This is a genomic window from Prochlorococcus sp. MIT 1318 (assembly GCF_047304505.1).
Taxonomy (GTDB): Bacteria; Cyanobacteriota; Cyanobacteriia; order PCC-6307; family Cyanobiaceae; genus Prochlorococcus; species Prochlorococcus marinus_D.
The window spans coordinates 15,600-29,525 of the sequence record NZ_CP138958.1; the positions used below are offsets into that span (position 1 = coordinate 15,600).

Annotated in this window: 17 protein-coding genes; 10 read left to right on the plus strand and 7 right to left on the minus strand. The window is 50.2% G+C overall.

Going from position 1 to position 13,926, the window contains the following annotated elements; all coding sequences use genetic code 11:
* Positions 1 to 182: 182 nt before the first annotated feature.
* Positions 183 to 923, plus strand: coding sequence for an FkbM family methyltransferase (locus SIB66_RS00090; protein WP_063407126.1), 741 nt, complete (start codon positions 183 to 185; stop codon positions 921 to 923).
* A gap of 292 nt (positions 924 to 1,215) precedes the next feature.
* Here the strand turns inward: SIB66_RS00090 and SIB66_RS00095 are convergent, their stop codons facing one another.
* The gene (locus tag SIB66_RS00095; protein WP_011131023.1) at positions 1,216 to 1,389 is read right to left on the minus strand and encodes a hypothetical protein; all 174 of its coding nucleotides are present in this window, start codon (positions 1,387 to 1,389) and stop codon (positions 1,216 to 1,218) included.
* Between the two features lie 480 nt (positions 1,390 to 1,869).
* Between SIB66_RS00095 and SIB66_RS00100 the strand changes: the two genes are divergently transcribed.
* The 3 genes from SIB66_RS00100 (at position 1,870) to SIB66_RS00110 (ending at position 3,559) form a co-directional block, all read left to right on the plus strand.
* The gene (locus tag SIB66_RS00100; RefSeq protein WP_063421954.1) at positions 1,870 to 2,166 is read left to right on the plus strand and encodes a hypothetical protein; all 297 of its coding nucleotides are present in this window, start codon (positions 1,870 to 1,872) and stop codon (positions 2,164 to 2,166) included.
* Between the two features lie 11 nt (positions 2,167 to 2,177).
* Entirely contained in the window at positions 2,178 to 3,005 is an 828-nt protein-coding gene (locus SIB66_RS00105; protein ID WP_063421952.1) for a hypothetical protein, read from the plus strand.
* A gap of 314 nt (positions 3,006 to 3,319) precedes the next feature.
* Positions 3,320 to 3,559 (plus strand): hypothetical protein, encoded by a 240-nt coding sequence (locus SIB66_RS00110; protein ID WP_063407132.1) that lies wholly within the window; start codon positions 3,320 to 3,322, stop codon positions 3,557 to 3,559.
* Positions 3,560 to 3,744: 185 nt separating this feature from the next.
* Here the strand turns inward: SIB66_RS00110 and SIB66_RS00115 are convergent, their stop codons facing one another.
* The 6 genes from SIB66_RS00115 to SIB66_RS00140 all read right to left on the minus strand — a co-directional run bounded on the left by SIB66_RS00115 (position 3,745) and on the right by SIB66_RS00140 (position 7,988).
* On the minus strand, positions 3,745 to 4,335 hold the full coding sequence (locus SIB66_RS00115) for an L-threonylcarbamoyladenylate synthase (RefSeq protein WP_063407134.1): 591 nt from the start codon (positions 4,333 to 4,335) through the stop codon (positions 3,745 to 3,747).
* Complete coding sequence (prmC, locus tag SIB66_RS00120; RefSeq protein WP_063407136.1) at positions 4,307 to 5,227, minus strand: peptide chain release factor N(5)-glutamine methyltransferase; 921 nt, start codon at positions 5,225 to 5,227, stop codon at positions 4,307 to 4,309. Before prmC ends, SIB66_RS00115 begins: the two co-directional genes overlap by 29 nt.
* A gap of 9 nt (positions 5,228 to 5,236) precedes the next feature.
* A complete protein-coding gene (locus tag SIB66_RS00125) occupies positions 5,237 to 6,295 on the minus strand; it encodes a DNA-processing protein DprA (protein WP_063407138.1) in 1,059 nt (352 codons plus the stop codon).
* Positions 6,296 to 6,385: 90 nt separating this feature from the next.
* The gene (locus SIB66_RS00130) at positions 6,386 to 6,841 is read right to left on the minus strand and encodes an acyl-CoA thioesterase (RefSeq protein ID WP_063407140.1); all 456 of its coding nucleotides are present in this window, start codon (positions 6,839 to 6,841) and stop codon (positions 6,386 to 6,388) included.
* 524 nt (positions 6,842 to 7,365) lie between these two features.
* The gene (gene psbM, locus SIB66_RS00135; protein ID WP_011131030.1) at positions 7,366 to 7,470 is read right to left on the minus strand and encodes a photosystem II reaction center protein PsbM; all 105 of its coding nucleotides are present in this window, start codon (positions 7,468 to 7,470) and stop codon (positions 7,366 to 7,368) included.
* 155 nt (positions 7,471 to 7,625) lie between these two features.
* A complete protein-coding gene (locus tag SIB66_RS00140; RefSeq protein ID WP_041384630.1) occupies positions 7,626 to 7,988 on the minus strand; it encodes a 2Fe-2S iron-sulfur cluster-binding protein in 363 nt (120 codons plus the stop codon).
* Positions 7,989 to 8,239: 251 nt separating this feature from the next.
* Between SIB66_RS00140 and psbB the strand changes: the two genes are divergently transcribed.
* From psbB to metK, 6 genes are all read left to right on the plus strand, one after another.
* Positions 8,240 to 9,772 (plus strand): photosystem II chlorophyll-binding protein CP47, encoded by a 1,533-nt coding sequence (psbB, locus tag SIB66_RS00145; protein WP_063407142.1) that lies wholly within the window; start codon positions 8,240 to 8,242, stop codon positions 9,770 to 9,772.
* Positions 9,773 to 9,823: 51 nt separating this feature from the next.
* A complete protein-coding gene (locus SIB66_RS00150; RefSeq protein ID WP_011131033.1) occupies positions 9,824 to 9,931 on the plus strand; it encodes a photosystem II reaction center protein T in 108 nt (35 codons plus the stop codon).
* 213 nt (positions 9,932 to 10,144) lie between these two features.
* Positions 10,145 to 10,621: a transcriptional regulator NrdR gene (gene nrdR, locus SIB66_RS00155; RefSeq protein WP_063407144.1), complete on the plus strand. Its 477-nt coding sequence runs from the start codon at positions 10,145 to 10,147 to the stop codon at positions 10,619 to 10,621.
* A 101-nt stretch (positions 10,622 to 10,722) separates the two neighbouring features.
* Positions 10,723 to 11,826 carry a 30S ribosomal protein S1 gene (locus SIB66_RS00160; RefSeq protein ID WP_063407146.1) on the plus strand — a complete coding sequence of 368 codons (1,104 nt, stop codon included), beginning with the start codon at positions 10,723 to 10,725 and terminating at the stop codon, positions 11,824 to 11,826.
* 16 nt (positions 11,827 to 11,842) lie between these two features.
* The gene (locus SIB66_RS00165) at positions 11,843 to 12,619 is read left to right on the plus strand and encodes an HAD family hydrolase (protein WP_063407148.1); all 777 of its coding nucleotides are present in this window, start codon (positions 11,843 to 11,845) and stop codon (positions 12,617 to 12,619) included.
* Positions 12,620 to 12,662: 43 nt separating this feature from the next.
* Positions 12,663 to 13,922, plus strand: a complete 1,260-nt coding sequence (metK, locus tag SIB66_RS00170; RefSeq protein ID WP_063407150.1) for a methionine adenosyltransferase — start codon at positions 12,663 to 12,665, stop codon at positions 13,920 to 13,922.
* Positions 13,923 to 13,926 lie beyond the last annotated feature (4 nt).

Here is a 13,926-nt window from a genome sequence, read left to right on the forward strand (position 1 = left end):
TAATCACCGGCCCTACGCGCAACTCAACAGCAGCAGTTTTAAGTTTATTCTCAAATTTTCCGTTCCGCAACCAATCGAAGCAAACTAATTTTTAAATATAATATTCTTTCTTCCTCCTCCAAGATTTGAACTCATATATCCGTAGCTATCTTGCAAGTCTTGGTTACATTGACCAAAAGGTGATGGAAATGCAAGGGGTCATAACTTCATTTTCGATGGGAGGTCAGGACGTCATGGTCGCGAACATGATTGGACCAGCATTAACTTCTTTTAAAAGAGGGACATATTTAGATATCGGTTGTGGTCACGAAAGAGTAAATAGTAACACCAAAATATTTTCTGAAATGGGCTGGCGTGGTGTAGCCGTTGATATGAACCCCTTAGGCAACTGGGATCAAAGAGAGAACTGTAAACTGATCAAATCAGCTCTTATCGATAAATCTATAACGAATCGAGAATGCATAGAAGCATTTATTCACCCGACTGATGCCTTCTTCAGCACTACAAACCAAAAAACAAAAGAAAGGCATCTTTCTAACAACGAGGGCTTGCAATTTAATACATTTATCACAAAAACTATTGATGCTTATAGTTTGGCACAGCAAACAGAAGAATACTTGAAGCTTGAATCCAACTCTCTTGACTTTCTTTCAATTGACATTGAAGAAGGTCTTTCAAGCAACACATATACAACACTCCTTAAAAAGCTGAGTCCTAGAATAATAGCAGTAGAATGCGATAAAAATCAATTCCAATCAGAAGAACTCAAAACCCTAAAGTCTTTCGCAGATCTCGGCGAGAGAATAGCGATCATAGAGAAATCTTGGGAGCTCCTAACAGCCTATGAACTTAATTATAAATTAATTCACATCATAGGGTATGACTTAATTTTAATATCCCCCGAATTTTCATCAAACCTCTAAAGGATCAATTCAATTATTGCCATGTGAATGCCACCGTAAAAAGAGAGATTACCATCTAATTAACAGCCTGCTGTGTACCAAACGTGAACCAGCAACTTACAAACCAATCAGAGAAGAGCTTTGAGTGCATTTTGTAAAGCGAAGGCCATCGGTTCAAATCCGTTAGCCGGCATTTCAGAAAGATGAATATCAACAGCCAAGCTGCCAAACAAGAAGATCAAGGCAGCACAAGAGCCCTTCCTTTTGGAGACACGTGTCGAACATCCTGTCTTAAAGAAACTCTTCAAACCTATCAACCATCAGCCTGATCCTTCACCTTCCCTGCGAGCAACCAAGCTCCAAGCAACAACAGAACCCAACCCAGACCCCGTAATTCAAAAATCGGTGTAGTAATCACAGTCACCTGCTCTAACAGCCAATGAAAGCTGGCCTGAAGAAGCAATACCAAGCCGATCAGCCAGAGCATGTGAAGTAAGACAATTTAGGCATCAAAGCCACTTTCACGTGACTTACAACATTGTGAAGAGTTGATGGTGACCATCATTGAACAACTCTCTAATTTCTAGACGACTCAATCAAAGGATCTGAAGCTTACAAAAAGATTCTAACCCTAGGCTCAAAAAATGCCACCAACCAAACAGAACCATCGACAACACTGAACACGGGGGCAACGACCAAGACAGTCGCAAGGAAACCTTGATCAGAGAATCAGACCCAATGGCAAGATATAAAAAACACAAAATGCAAAATAGCCTCTCAACAATCTCCAAGGACAAGGAATCTCCACTGCTATTGGAGGTTACTCAATCCAATTCAATGAGAGGAAGATGCATCAAAAACTGAAAGCAAACACAACCAAAGGCAATGAAGGATTGATGGTAACAATCGCATTTGGCCCCAATAGAGAAGGTCTTGCTAGGATCCTGCGAAAACAAGAGCCAAGGCAATGAGATTTATAGAATTCCTGGACCAGCGCTTCTGCAATTCAGAAGAGATTAGAGAGATTAATCATCGAGGCATATCTGCAGGATTTGAAGGCTTCAGAGAAGTTTGGGAACTCGATTATCTTTACGATCATTTTGAAGCCGATATCCATGAGATAATAGAGGAGACAGGATATGTAGACTCTGACTTGAAAGACGAATTTGACAACGAAGAGACACTTAGAATGAAACTCGTATGGTTTGCAGTTAGCACATATTGCCTAAGCAGAACTGATGCACTTATCGAGGCAGAAGATTAAGGTGTTTAGGAATGATTAGCAACGGAAAAGTTGACAACATGCCAAGCGATTACTCTGAGAGCAATGAAATCTCAACAGCCAGTGCAAAAACTATTGCCACTGAAATTCACGCCTACTATATCCATGAGATTGTCGTCGCACTAGGCTGCCTACTGAGATGGTCAAAGCCAAATAAAGGATTGGACGAAGTCGTCAAATGGATTGCTTCAGACAAATTCGCCTTATCGAAGATCAAATCGATTGCAGCAAGCAAAAAAGAAGAAGTATCAAGGTTGCTAACTGATTCAATCAGAGAAACCCAATCCCGACTTGACGTCACTGCCATCAAAGCCTCTATACGAACGTTACTTCACTCATCTCAATCCAAAAGGAATGATCTCATGAAGCTTGTTGAGGATATTCTTGCGGGTGACCCAAGTCAAGCCGGAGCAGTAAAGACATTGAGAGATGATCTAATGAAGAAAACAATCGAACTTGGCTACCCAATTCCAATAATGCCACAACCTACAAGTGCACAAGTTGCAGAAATCAACAAACAGCAAAAGAATCCTGTCAAGCTTCTGACTGTTACTACAACCATCCGAAAACTTGCAATACAGCTGAACCAAGGTGAACTAGTGTTCGACAAGCAAACATTTGAGCTTGGCATCAAAAATGAGGTTTTGAAATTTTTTACTGAAGAAGAGGCTAAGAAGCTGGGCGACTTGTTCCCCAAGCATCTTCAAGAAGGAATCGCCTTAGGCTTTCTTAACTTTGGCCTTTGCCGAAAAAATAACGGCTGGCACAAAGATTCAAATGGTCGGGACATTGTTGATCTAAACAATTCAAGTCCTGAATAAAAGCACAGAAAAATATTAAAAACCTGATCATTAATCAAACTCACCGTACCTTAAAAGCCTCACCAACCAGCACAAAGATCAACTCACAAGGCATACTTTGCCTCTTATTGCATTAATGAGTCTCTATAATAATGGCCAGCATACGCCATTGAACTAGAGCAATTAACCACTGAAATGGCGTTGCCTAACGAAATTAAATGCTTTAACGAGCCTTGCGAAAAGGTTTCGCAACAGTTTAAAAATGCAGGGATTATTAAGGTCTTGGCACTTCGGCTCTGGTATTTCTATGTTTAAAGAGCATCTCAAGGTATTGGGTGAAGCTCACAAAACTCTCTCAATCAGAGCTCGACAGAGGCTGTGAGCTCAACAATGTTTTAAAAGAGTGTTGGAAAGCTTTTTACAGCCTGACTGCTCAAATGAATAATGTGGAGACAGATAGCACAAAATATCTTCAACTAGACAAGCTTCGCCAGACTTGTGAAAAAAATATCGGCGAATTCAAGCACGAGCTAGATGAGCTCAACTGGCTGTTAAGAATAGGGATTCGTGACTAAGCAGCAGAGCCGCAAAAGCTTGACAGCCAAGCAAAAACAATTCTTCCAAAGCAACATCTTCAACAAATCACCCTTGTTGAGACAAGTTTTTTTTTACATCACTGAAGTTATCTCTCCAATACACCTCTTATCCGACCTTGGTTAGACCATTGGAATAGCCAAGCTCTCTTGATCAGGCGATTCATTCAAAGCTCAAGCACCACTGCACCATGTCGTAACTCATGCCAACGCCTGGTCCCTTGCCAAGCCACCACCGTGCTGGCCAAACCAGAAGGCGTCGGCCATGGCAATGGCCCCAACAATGGCAATCCTGGGAAACACGTATGAGCAGCATCTGCAGAGAAAGTGGGCGCAGCACCAGACAAATTTGCGCTCGTGGTAGCTAGTGGCCCGCTCTGCTTCAGCAAGTTCCTCAGCATTCCACAATCCGGTACTCGCAACCCAAGCGTGAAAGCTCCAGGATTAAGAGCCTCAACAAGCACACCCGAAGCCGGTACAACCAAAGTGAGGGCCCCTGGCCAATAGCGCCTGGCCATCGACCAGGCATCCTCCAAAGCAAGCGGCAAAACATGCGCAAGTAACTCTTCAGGAGTAGCTCCCATCAGGATCAGAGGTTTGTCGGCCGACCTCTGCTTCATGGTCCACAACTGTGCAGCATGAACAGGAGCGGCCGCCAAAGCTGGCAAGGTGTCTGTGGGCAACAATGCCGCTGAACCAGCATTCAATCTGGATGCCAAGGCACTGGCGTCAAGAACAGCCGAAGGCAAAAGTGCCATGGTTCAAAGAGTCTTGATGTTCAGGATGCCGAGCAATGGCAAAGCGCCTTACCCCCAGTAAATCTGACTTGTAGTCCACATTCTCCAAACCCTGCTGACGCATCAAAGCCAGCACGGCATCGCTCTGGTCATGGTGGTGTTCCAAGAACAGCCAACCACCAGGCTCTAAGGCCTGCATGGCACCAGCAATGATTTGACGAGTGGCCACCAACCCATCGGCTCCCCCGCATAGAGCCAAATGCGGCTCATGATCACGGACCACGGGTTCAAGTCGAGCCATTACAGCTTCTGGGATGTAGGGAGGATTGACCAGTACCAAGCTGAACCCTCCCCACCAAGGCCGCAATGGCTCCCACCAACTACCCTGATGCAGCTGATATAAGGCATGGGGAGCAAGCCTTTGCAAGTTCCGTTTCGCCAAAGCCAAGGCCTCGATGCTGCAATCAACTGCATGTCCACGCCAAACAGGGAGCGCGCGAGCCATCGCCACAGCTAGTGCTCCTGACCCTGTCCCCAAATCGGCCCAGCGACCAAAAGGTTTCCAAACCAATGCTTGCAAAGCAAAATCCACCAACAGCTCCGTCTCCTGTCGGGGAATCAATGCCGCCGCACTGACCTCCAGCTCAAAATCCCTCCAAGGACAGCAACCGATCAAATGCTGAAGAGGAATGTGATGATCAAGATGTTGCTTCCAGATCATTGCGAGCTGATCAAGAGATCGCTCAAGCAGCACTGAAGGTCGTGGGTCGAGATAAAGCTGCTGAAGATCGCTCCAGCGCAAACCTCCACCCAAATCAAGCAACCAGTCAAAATCAACAGCACGGCCTCCTTCAGCCAACTGCAAACGACGCCAGGCCAATAGCTCTGCTGCGGAAATCTCCAGCAATGCCATCGAAACAGGCTAGGCCAAACGCCAATACAACCCAGGCTCTGCCACCAAAACCCCCTGCAACTCCAACTGAAGCAATTGTTCTGTCAATCGCGCCGAAGACAGATTCAAACAGGTCATCAAATCCTCCAGGGACGCCCCATCGCCAATAGCCTGTAACAGTGCTGTATTGCCATGCTGGCCGGCTGGTGCGCTAGAGCGAGAACCAGACAAATCAAAAGCAACCGAAGGAGAATGAACCGCCAGCGGACCAGTACCAAGTTGTTTTACAAGAGCTTCAGGGCTTAACAAAGGGGAAGCCTGATCCAACAACAAAGCATTGCTACCGAGAGCCGACAATCGCCTTGCATCTCCGGGCACGACCAACAGCTGACATTGCTGCTCTATTGCCCGCCGCGCTGTAATCAAGGCTCCACTTCTCTCTGGGCACTCGACGACGACCACAGCCTTTGCCAAGGCCACCAATAGGCGATTACGGGCAGCAAAACAACCACGCTTGACCAAAGTCTCCCGGGGCTGCTCTGTAACTAGCAGCCCTTGAGCCGCTACCAGAGCTTGAAGGCCCTCATTCTGCCGGGGATAAACCTTCTGCAACGGTGTGCCCAGCACGCCCACAGGCGCACCACCGCCTTCCAAACAGCCGCGATGGGCAGCCGCATCAATCCCTTCTGCAAGGCCACTAATCACAGGCCAACCCGCTAGTGCCAAAGCACGACCCAATGCTTCCGCCACACGCAAACCATGGTTCGAAGGCCGTCGTGTGCCAACTATTGCTACCGCCCTACGGGCCCCAAGGCATCCCAAAAGCTCCTGCCGGCCCTGCCAAAAAAGCGCCAAAGGAGGGCGCTTCAAGGCACGAAACCCTTCCGGCCAAAGCACATCCACAGGCAACAAGACATCCTCCGGCAAGTCGACACTTGGACAAGTTCCCCACTTGCTGCGGTGGAGGCTCAAGTCTTTGAACAAGGCTGTTGGCCAGGAGAGCACCTTGCGCAACCTTTCCTCAGGCCAAGTCCATAGCTCAGCCAGACTGACCTCGTGAGCCTGGCCTAGCGCTTCGAGGTCCCCCATTCGAGCAGCTCCAATCCCTGGACAGCGACTCCAAAGCCACCACCAATACCGACATTCCACGGGCAAAATAGTACAGACGAACCAATTACCTTACAGACGCGGCTCGGCCCCCTGTTGTAGTTGCCGTAAAGCGCTCGCAAGAGGCTCTGGGGGTTGACGTAGCACCCGCCGCCTCGAGCCCATGACATTGAGCAGGACAAGATCCACCTGAGCATCAGCGACCCGATCCCCTGCCTCCGATGCAAAAACTGTGAACCAGGGCCATCGCACCCCATCGCAGGGCAGAGACCAACTCTCCAGCTCTACCACCTCACCATGGCGAAGCGCACGACGATAGTGAATCTCAAGACGCACCACAGGCATCTCCAATCCGGCTGCGGAGATGCCCGCATAGGGCAAACCTACCTGCGCCAAAGCCTCCACTCGAGCCTCCTCCAGCCATGCCACATAGGCCCCATGCCACATCACCCCAGCGTGATCTGTGTGCTGCGGTAACACCCGCCTACGCAGCTTCCAAGGATGAGTCTTCTCACTCTTTATCAGCATGCTGTACTCCTAGCTCACTCCCCATAGGCTGCTGCAAAGCCTGGTAAAAATTGCAAAGACCCTACTGACCAAGAACTAGCTGGAAGCAATGCTGAAAAGCCATACCCGAACTGACCTTCCCAAGTTCAAAACAGCTGATATCTGTCGGCTAAGTCTGGATTTTTGAAAGCTTTCCAGCTAGATCGTGGAACCCCACCAAAAGAGTTGTAACCCCTTCCCCGCCAAGACATTGGCAAGTTTATGAGAATCAGCCCAAACGCAATGGGAACACCCATCAAGCAGGGATGAATCAAAGAGAGGGTGGCCCAGATGGCGGTTGAAGAGAACGCAGATCTAGTTTCAATTGCTTGGGAGAGTCGACAACAAGAACTAATCAAGGGCCTTTGGGACCTCGACAAGCTGGTTGGGAGTTCCGGTGAGCAACTTCACCTGAGTTGATGAAACCGCTTTAGTCCTGATTGACCAGGAACAAGAACGCAGTTGAAACTGGCAAGCGGATGGCCTTCAAACCAGCAAGAAGTTGATCAGCTTTTGTTGCTGTTGGTCTGGATGTAAAGACCAATCAGAAACAACATCGGAACCGCTACGAACAGAAGGGTGGCTAGGAAGCCGAAGTTGTTTACAGGCATGGCCGCAGAGGATTACTCCGCGAAAGTATCACCCGCAAGCTACCCAAACGGCAATCTGCTCAAGCCTCGTCACCGGGCGTAGCAGCCCACGCCCTTTCAAAACCAGCTGAGATCAAACCATCAAACCCCTCTGATTCGAGGGGTTTGATGGCCTATTAAGACAGCTTTTGCGCACGCGCCGCCTCAAGACGACTCTTGGCATTAAGCAGGGCTTCCTGTGGTCGAGTCACGACGATCACTGATGACATAACAATGGTCTGACAAGCAAGGCGCCAATTCTCAGGGCGGCGCTTGAGCTTGATTTCCTCAACCTCAGTTCGTGGTGAAAGCGCACCAACTTTGCTCTCCCCCTCAATTCCAACAAAACAAGTAATGCACTGACCACAACCTCCACAGTTCCCCAACTTTCCTTTCAGCCCGTAGAGCTCCATTCCCTCGCGCAAGGCAACCTCCCTAAGATTTTCGCCCTGTTTGCACTCAACATCTTTGCCTTCCCGGACAAAGCGAATGATGGGCATGGAACTGGAACGCAAAAGACAACCCATTTTGTCTCAAGCGCGGCATTGCAGTTTGTAACCAAGCCTGAATATCAGCAAAACCTCAGCCTGACGAAATCGATAGCCCTCCAAACCCACTCTTTTAAGAGCTATTCATGTATCACTGCACGTTGCAGCTAGCGACAACCTTCTCCACTCTTAATGGTGCACGTCTTACGATCTGCGGGTCTGGCTGCATTAGCAGCTTCGTTTCGTTCCCCCGAACCTGACCCATGGGATTGCCCTGGTATCGGGTGCACACGGTCGTCATCAACGACCCCGGCCGACTTCTGGCCGTGCACCTCATGCACACAGCCCTGTTAGCCGGCTGGGCCGGCTCCATGGCCCTCTACGAATTAGCCATCTTCGATCCTTCGGATCCCGTCCTCAACCCCATGTGGCGGCAAGGCATGTATGTCATGCCGTTCATGACCCGCTGCGGAATTACTGGCAGCTGGGGGGGCTGGAGCATCACCGGTGAAACCGGTGTTGATCCAGGCCTCTGGAGCTTCGAAGGTGTTGCTGCCGCTCACATCATCTTCAGTGGCCTATTAATGCTGGCCGCAATCTGGCACTGGACCTACTGGGATCTTGATCTTTGGCTAGATCCACGCACTCAAGAGCCTGCTTTAGACCTTCCAAAAATCTTCGGCATCCACCTGACACTTGCAGGTGCAGTTTGCTTCGGCTTTGGAGCCTTCCATCTATCAGGACTTTATGGTCCAGGGATGTGGGTCTCTGATGCCTATGGACTAACAGGTCATATGGAAAACGTCGCCCCTGAATGGGGAGCGGCTGGCTTCAATCCATTTAGTCCAGGCGGCATTGTGGCGAACCATATTGCTGCAGGAATCTTTGGATTCCTTGGTGGCCATTTCCAAATGCTCAACCGCCCACCTGAACGGCTTTACAAAGCCCTTCGAATGGGCAATATCGAAACAGTGCTAGCCAGTGGCTGCGCCGCTGTTTGCGCAATTGCCTTCATCGTTTCAGGAACGATGTGGTATGGATCTGCTGCCACACCTGTTGAACTGTTTGGACCTACCCGTTATCAGTGGGACCAAAATTTCTACAGAACTGAAATCAACCGTCGTGTTCAGTCAGCCATGGATGACGGCGCTACTCAAGAGGCGGCATATGCCGCTATCCCTGAGAAGCTTGCCTTCTACGACTATGTAGGTAACAGCCCTGCAAAGGGTGGTCTATTTAGGGTTGGTGCCATGGTGAATGGCGACGGCCTTGCTACTGGCTGGCTCGGCCACATCACGTTCAAAGACAAGGCAGGCAATGATCTGCAGGTCCGTCGCATCCCGAATTTCTTCGAGAACTTCCCTGTGTTACTCGAAGATCAGAATGGCGTCGTGCGTGCTGACATCCCCTTCCGCCGTGCTGAAGCAAAGAATTCCTTTGAGCAGCAAGGCGTGACGGCAACCATCTATGGCGGTTCCATGGATGGGAAAACCTTCACTGATACCGCTGATGTGAAGCGTCTGGCTCGCAAGGCTCAACTTGGTGAAGCCTTTACTTTCGACCGGGAGACCTATGCTTCTGATGGTGTTTTCCGAAGTTCACCTCGAGGCTGGTTCACCTTTGCTCACGTCAACTTTGCGCTCCTGTTCCTGTTCGGCCACTGGTGGCATGCAGCTAGGACCTTGTACCGCGATGTGTTTGCCGGTATCGATCCTGACCTTGGCGACCAAGTTGAATTCGGTGTTTTCCAAAAGTTGGGCGACGCTTCTACTCGTCGCGTTCCAGGTCAAACTTAAGCCTTCCACAGGAACTACACCTTCAGCTGATCGACCCTACGGAGACTCTCAATGGATGCTTTTGCGTACACCCTCTTAATGACCCTTGTGGTTGCCACTCTGTTCTTCGCGGTTGCATTCCGTGATCCGCCGAAAATCGGCAAAGACAGTGGCAAATAAAACGCCCAATCTCTTTAAAGCCCCGCTTCGGCGGGGCTTTTTTTTGTCTTTAAGCACTTCTTCCTCCAATCTCGTTGATCCAAATAATCATGCAGTCTCATTGTCTCGCAAAGGATTTACAGCACTAAAGCCTGAGAATGCAGTTCAACAGGTCCTTCTCAAGGCTCGAATTAATGTCTAGGATTAGTTCACTAAGTTTGGAGTCTTACGGGCATGCAATGCCCCTCCTGCCAAAACACTGATAGTCGGGTACTTGAATCCCGCGCTGCTGATGCCGGGCGAAGTGTAAGAAGGCGCCGTGAATGCTTACATTGCAACTTTCGCTTCACTACCTACGAACGCGTCGAAACTGTCCCAATCACTGTTTTGAAGCGTAATGGCAATAGGGAGACTTTCAATCGCAGTAAAATCCTTGATGGCCTTACGCTGGCCTGTCAAAAAACCGGTCTCGCGCAAGACAGACTTGAGTCAATGGTGAACGAGCTTGAACTGCAACTTCAGCAACGAAGTGGGCGTGAAGTAAATAGTGCTGAAATCGGCGAAATGGTTTTGGACCAACTATCGGAAATGAGCGAGGTCGCTTACGTACGCTTTGCGTCGGTATATCGTCATTTCCGTGGAATTAATGATTTCGTAGCAGCACTTGAAGGCATTCATGCCAACAAGGAACAGCTCGCAGCCGTTCGCTGAGAATAAGGAGTCAATCTGTAGAGTGATCAATTAATTCCGAAAGGTCGGCGGGCCACTCGGATTTCCTTGCGCACTGCCATAGGGCAGACCGCCATCCAACAATGTCTGTGACTCCTACTGAACAAGTTCAGGACTCTGCTGCTGAAAGAACTAGCAGCGAGCAAGTAATCAATACCACTTCTGAAACAGCCGAAGCTACCAAGCAAGCCTTGGCTAAAGAAGACCTGAGCATTCCAGAGGATGTCCCAACAGCCGATGACCCGAGCAGCCGAGCAGCCAAAAACGACCTGAGTGGAGCTGGATTCACCCTCGATGAATTTGCATCGCTACTGAGCAAGTACGACTACAACTTCAAGCCCGGTGACATTGTCAACGGCACGGTATTTGCCCTTGAATCAAAGGGCGCAATGATCGACATCGGGGCCAAGACCGCAGCCTTCATGCCCCTGCAGGAAGTGTCGATCAATCGGGTCGAAGGACTCAGCGACGTCTTACTCCCCGGAGAGATCCGCGAGTTCTTCATCATGAGTGAGGAGAACGAAGACGGACAACTCTCCCTTTCAATCCGCCGCATCGAATACCAACGTGCATGGGAACGGGTAAGACAGCTGCAAAAGGAAGATGCCACCATCTACTCCGAAGTATTTGCAACCAATCGCGGGGGTGCCCTGGTAAGGGTGGAAGGCCTGAGAGGGTTCATCCCCGGATCACACATCAGCACCCGCAAGCCAAAGGAAGAGCTTGTCGCAGACTTCCTACCTTTGAAATTCCTCGAAGTCGACGAAGAACGCAATCGCTTGGTACTGAGCCATCGCCGTGCTCTGGTTGAAAGGAAGATGAATCGCCTCGAGGTTGGCGAAGTCGTCATCGGCGCCGTTCGCGGCATCAAGCCCTATGGAGCCTTCATCGACATCGGTGGCGTGAGTGGCCTACTTCACATCTCCGAAATTAGTCACGAGCATATCGAGACCCCCCACTCGGTTCTTAACGTGAATGATCAGATGAAGGTCATGATCATCGATCTCGATGCGGAGAGAGGTCGAATTTCACTATCTACCAAGGCCCTTGAGCCCGAACCCGGAGACATGCTCACCGATCCACAAAAGGTCTTTGACAAAGCTGAAGAAATGGCCGCGCGCTACAAGCAAATGCTGCTCGAGCAGGCCGAGGAAGCCGAAGATCCAGAAGTTGTCCCCCTCGACTAATCCTGATAGCTAGCCCATGCCTCAACTGTTGCTGAGGGGGACGCCCATCGGCAAGATCCAAGGGGTGCTGTTCGACAAGGATGGCACCCTTTGCCATAGCGAACCCCATCTGCTCACTCTGGCAAAGGGAAGAATCGAACAAGCCATTCGTCGGTTTAAAGGAGGGAATGCCAGCGAAAGTGTGGTTTGCAAAATTCAGGAGCTTCTCTCTGCTGCCTATGGACTCAATGCTGAAGGACTCCATCCAGGTGGAACCATCGCCGTAGCGTCAAGGCATCACAACCTGATCTCCACAGCAACGGTGTTCTGTCTGCTCGGAGAAGGCTGGCCACAGGCTCTTGCTCTGGCCAATGAAGTGTTCGCAGCTGTGGATGCTCTTGAGAATGAAGTGCCCTGCCTAGTAACAACGAGGACTCTGCTACCAGGTGCCCTTACGGTCTTACAAGCGCTGCGAAAACAAGGGGTGATCTGCGCCGTGATTAGCAATGACAGCGCCTCAGGGATTGAGACCTTCCTGAACCAAAACAATCTTCATGACACGGTGACCGAGCTCTGGAGCGCTGAGCATCGACCAGCTAAGCCCAATCCAAATGCCGTCAAAAGACTCTGCCAGTTAATGGGATTAGCCCCCACCCAGTGCGCCTTGATTGGTGATGCCGATTCCGATTTACAGATGGCTCAACAGGCTGGGATAGGTCTCAGCCTTGGTTACATGGCCGGCTGGAATCAACCCCCAACATTGACGAACTACCACCACCTGATCCACCACTGGAATGATCTAGCTGTCAAGTAGCCGTCAAGGCAGACCCTAAAATTAAGCATAACTTCAGTTCTCCATGAGCCGTTACGTCTTCACCTCTGAGTCCGTCACAGAAGGGCATCCCGACAAGATCTGTGATCAAGTGAGTGATGCCGTTCTAGACGCCCTACTCGCTCAAGACCCCAGCAGCCGAGTTGCCTGTGAAACAGTTGTCAATACAGGGCTCTGCCTCATTACAGGCGAAGTGACCTCAAACGCCCAGGTTGATTTCATCCATCTTGTTAGGAACGTAATCCGCGAGATTGGCTATAGCGGTGCTCGTGCAGGTGGGTTTGATGCCACGAGTTGCGCCGTGCTCGTTGCCCTGGATCAACAATCACCAGACATCGCCCAAGGGGTTAATGAAGCCGACGACCATTCAGGTGATCCTCTTGACAAGGTGGGAGCCGGAGACCAAGGGATCATGTTTGGCTACGCCTGCGACGACACCCCTGAGCTGATGCCCCTACCCATCAGCCTCGCCCATCGCCTTGCCCGTCAACTCGCTGCAGTCCGTCATGACGGGTCTCTGAGCTACTTGCTACCTGATGGGAAGACCCAAGTCAGTGTGGTCTACGAAAACGACCGTCCTGTCGCGATCGACACGATTTTGATCTCCACTCAACACACCTCGGAGGTAGAGGGCCTCTCGGATGAGAATGGAATCCGTGAGCGGATCACTCAAGACCTCTGGACCCATGTCGTAGAACCAGCGACTGCTGACCTCCCCCTCAAACCCAATCGTGAGGCGACCCGCTTTTTAGTCAATCCAACCGGTAAGTTTGTGGTAGGAGGTCCCCAGGGGGATGCTGGCCTTACTGGCCGAAAGATCATTGTAGATACCTACGGCGGCTATGCCCGCCATGGTGGTGGAGCCTTTTCCGGCAAAGACCCAACCAAAGTGGACCGCTCTGCCGCCTACGCCGCACGATTTGTGGCCAAGTGTCTTGTAGCAGCAGGCCTCGCTCAACGTGCAGAGGTGCAACTCAGCTATGCCATTGGCGTGGCTAAACCCGTCTCGATCCTAGTGGAATCTTTTGGCACCGGAAAAGTGACGAATGACGAACTCACAGCCTTGGTGCAAGACAATTTTGACCTGCGACCTGGTGCCATCATTGAACAATTCAAGCTCCGACAGCTGCCTCAACAACGCGGAGGACGGTTCTACCAAGACACTGCTGCCTATGGCCACTTCGGCCGCCCTGATTTAAAGCTTCCCTGGGAAGACGTTACGGACAAGGCCTCCACTCTGCTTCAAGCAGAGGCCCAACAACAAAAACAGGGAAGCAGCCTCTAGGAAC